The sequence below is a fragment of the Streptomyces sp. WAC05292 genome (assembly GCF_003949955.1).
Classification (GTDB): domain Bacteria; phylum Actinomycetota; class Actinomycetes; order Streptomycetales; family Streptomycetaceae; genus Streptomyces; species Streptomyces globosus.
The window spans coordinates 1-3,185 of the sequence record NZ_RPSE01000550.1; the positions used below are offsets into that span (position 1 = coordinate 1).

2 protein-coding genes are annotated in these 3,185 nt (G+C 73.4%); both read right to left on the reverse strand.

Going from position 1 to position 3,185, the window contains the following annotated elements:
- Window positions 1-137: 137 nt before the first annotated feature.
- Complete coding sequence (locus EF903_RS30800) at window positions 138-779, reverse strand: IclR family transcriptional regulator (RefSeq protein ID WP_125548273.1); 642 nt, start codon at window positions 777-779, stop codon at window positions 138-140.
- 479 nt (window positions 780-1,258) lie between these two features.
- Complete coding sequence (locus EF903_RS30805; RefSeq protein WP_114057724.1) at window positions 1,259-3,046, reverse strand: DEAD/DEAH box helicase; 1,788 nt, start codon at window positions 3,044-3,046, stop codon at window positions 1,259-1,261.
- Window positions 3,047-3,185 lie beyond the last annotated feature (139 nt).

A 3,185-nucleotide genomic window follows, 5' to 3' on the forward strand; every position in this document is an offset into this window, starting at 1 on the left:
ACCCCGGCACCCGGCCCCACCGCCGGGCGCCGGAGGCGCGCCCGGGCGGCGTGCACGGACCAGCAGGGCGGGCGGCCGGTGGCCGGCCGGGCGGGCTTCCGGCGCCCGGCGGTGGGGCCGGGTGCCGGGGTCGGCCGTCAGCGCAGGGCGTCGGCGACCTCGCGGGCCGCGTCCACGACGCGCGGGCCCACCCGCTCGGGCACGGCGTCCGCGAGCATGACCACACCGACGCTGCCCTCCAGCCCGGTGACGCCCACCAGCGGGGCGGCGGCGCCGCTCGCGCCCGCCTCCAGCTCGCCGTGCGTCAGCGTGTACCCGGGCTCGATGAGGGTGCCCTGGCGGGCGGCGAGGATCGCCCGTCCGGCGGCCCCCCGGTCCAGCGGGTGCCGGAAACCGGCCCGATAGGCCACGTGGTAGTCGGTCCAGGTGGGCTCCACGACGGCGACGGCCAGCGCCTCCGTCCCGTCGACGAGCGTCAGGTGCGCGGTGGCGCCGATGTCCTCGGCGAGCGACCGCAGCGCCGGCAGCGCGGCCTCCCGTACGAGCGGGTGGACCTGCCGGCCCAGCCGCAGCACGCCGAGCCCGACGCGGGCCCGGCCGCCGAGGTCGCGGCGGACCAGGGCGTGCTGTTCGAGCGTCGCCAACAGGCGGTAGACCACAGTGCGGTTGACACCGAGGCGGTTGGAGAGCTCGGTGACGGTCAGACCGTGGTCGGTGTCCGCGAGCAGCTTGAGGACTCGGAGCCCCCGGTCAAGAGTCTGTGAGGTTTCCGCGGTCACGACGCCCCTCCCTCGTTGGTGAGCGGCGGTGACTCTCTTCGGTTGAGCGGCGCCGGTCCCACGGCGACGCACGGAGAGGCCGCCGGTAGCGGCCATGGCACCGGCTGCGCTCCCGCGGCGGCGCTGCCACGGGGCGTTTCGATGCGGGGACAGTAGCGAGCGGGTCCGCTCAGCGGAAGTCCTCGTCCAGAATCCGGGCGCGAACGGGTCTTTTGTGTCGGTTCACGACCGCTTCCGGTACGGGAATGCGCCCCACGCGCCCCGGAACCCCCGTCGCATCCCACGAGTTGGGCGAAGACCGGCCGCCTGTCGAAACAGCGGCGGGGCGGACCGGTGCAGCCCCGTACGAAACTCTGCACCGGCCCGCCCCATACGACGGGTGGATCACCGCACGGCGGGAGGATCACCGCACGGCGGGTCGACCGCCCCACCGCGGGAGGATCCCCCACGGCGGGGCGGCCACCCCACCCGCGGGTGGATCACCGCATCCGGGTGGCCCACTCCTGCACCTTCTTGATCCGCTCCTTCAGCTGCCCGGCCGTCGCCTCCGCGCTCGGCGGGCCGCCGCACACGCGGCGCAGCTCGGTGTGGATCACCCCGTGCGGCTTGCCGCTCTGGTGGACGTAGGCCCCGACCATCGTGTTCAGCGACCGGCGCAGCTCCAGCAGCTCCTTGTGCGAGACGACGGGTCGCCGCTCCGCCGGCAGCTCCAGCAGGTCCGCCTCCGCGTCCGGGCGGCGCCGGCTGTGCGCGATCTGCCGCGACTGCCGCTTCTGCAGCAGCAGCTGCACCTGCTCCGGCTCCAGCAGGCCCGGGATGCCGAGGTAGTCCTGTTCCTCCTCGCTGCCCGGGTGGGCCTGCATGCCGAACTCGGCGCCGTCGTACAGCACCCGGTCGAAGACGGCGTCGGACTCCAGCGCCTCGAAGGACATCTGCTCGTCCTCGCCGGTGTCCTCGTCCTCCTGCCGGTTGGCCTCGGCCATCTCCTTCTCGGACTCGGCGTACGGGTCGGCGTCCTCGCCCGCCTTCTTCGGCCGGTCGAGGACGTGGTCGCGCTCGACCTCCATCTCGTTGGCGAAGCCGAGCAGGTAGGGGATCGTCGGAAGGAACACGGAGGCGGTCTCGCCGCGCCTGCGCGAACGCACGAAACGGCCGACGGCCTGCGCGAAGAACAGCGGCGTCGAGATCGTCGTCGCGTACACGCCCACGGCGAGGCGGGGGACGTCGACGCCCTCGGACACCATGCGGACCGCGACCATCCACCGGTCGTCGTTCCCGCTGAAGGTGTCGATGTGCTTCGAGGCGCCGGCGTCGTCGGACAGCACGAGCGTCGCCTTCGTGCCGGTGATCTCCCGGATCAGCTTGGCGTACGCGCGGGCCGAGTCCTGGTCGGAGGCGATGACGAGGCCGCCCGCGTCGGGGATGCTCTTGCGGACCTCCGACAGGCGCCGGTCGGCGGCCCGCAGCACGTTCGGCATCCAGTCGCCGCGCGGGTCGAGCGCGGTCCGCCAGGCCTGGCTGATCGCGTCCTTCGTCATCGGCTCGCCGAGGCGCGCCTCCAGCTCGTCGCCGGCCTTGGTGCGCCAGCGCATGTTGCCGCTGTACGAGAGGAAGATGACCGGCCGGACGACGCCGTCGCCCAGCGCGTTGCCGTAGCCGTACGTGTAGTCGGCGGCGGAGCGGCGGATGCCGTCGTTGCCCTCCTCGTACGTGACGAACGGGATCGGGTTGGTGTCCGAGCGGAACGGCGTCCCGGTCAGGGCCAGGCGGCGCGTCGCCGGGTCGAACGCCTCCAGGCAGGCCTCGCCCCAGGACTTCGAGTCGCCTGCGTGGTGGATCTCGTCGAGGATCACGAGGGTCTTGCGCTGCTCGCAGCGGTTGCGGTGCAGCATCGGCCGGACGCCGACACCCGCGTAGGTGACGGCGACACCGTGGTACTCGCGGCTCAGCGGGCCCGCCGAATACTCGGGGTCCAGCCGGATGCCTATGCGGGCGGCGGCCTCCGCCCACTGCTTCTTCAGGTGCTCGGTCGGTGCGACCACCGTCACCTGCTGCACGACATGGTGGTGCAGCAGCCAGGAGGCGAGGGTGAGCGCGAAGGTGGTCTTGCCGGCGCCGGGGGTGGCGACGGCGAGGAAGTCACGCGGCTGGGTCTGGATGTACTTGTCCAGCGCGCCCTGCTGCCAGGCACGCAGCTTGCTGGCGGTACCCCACGGCGCACGGCCGGGGAAGGCGGGTGAGAGGTGGTGGGAGGCGGTAGTAGTCACGGTCTCCGGTTCGGGCTCTCGGCGGCGGTCGTTCGAAGGACAACCGGGCCACCCTACCGGGGCCGACGGACCCCCGCCGGTGGGACGGGGCCGTGACCTCGGGCGGTGCGGCGAGCGTCACATCGGGGGAGACGGGGGC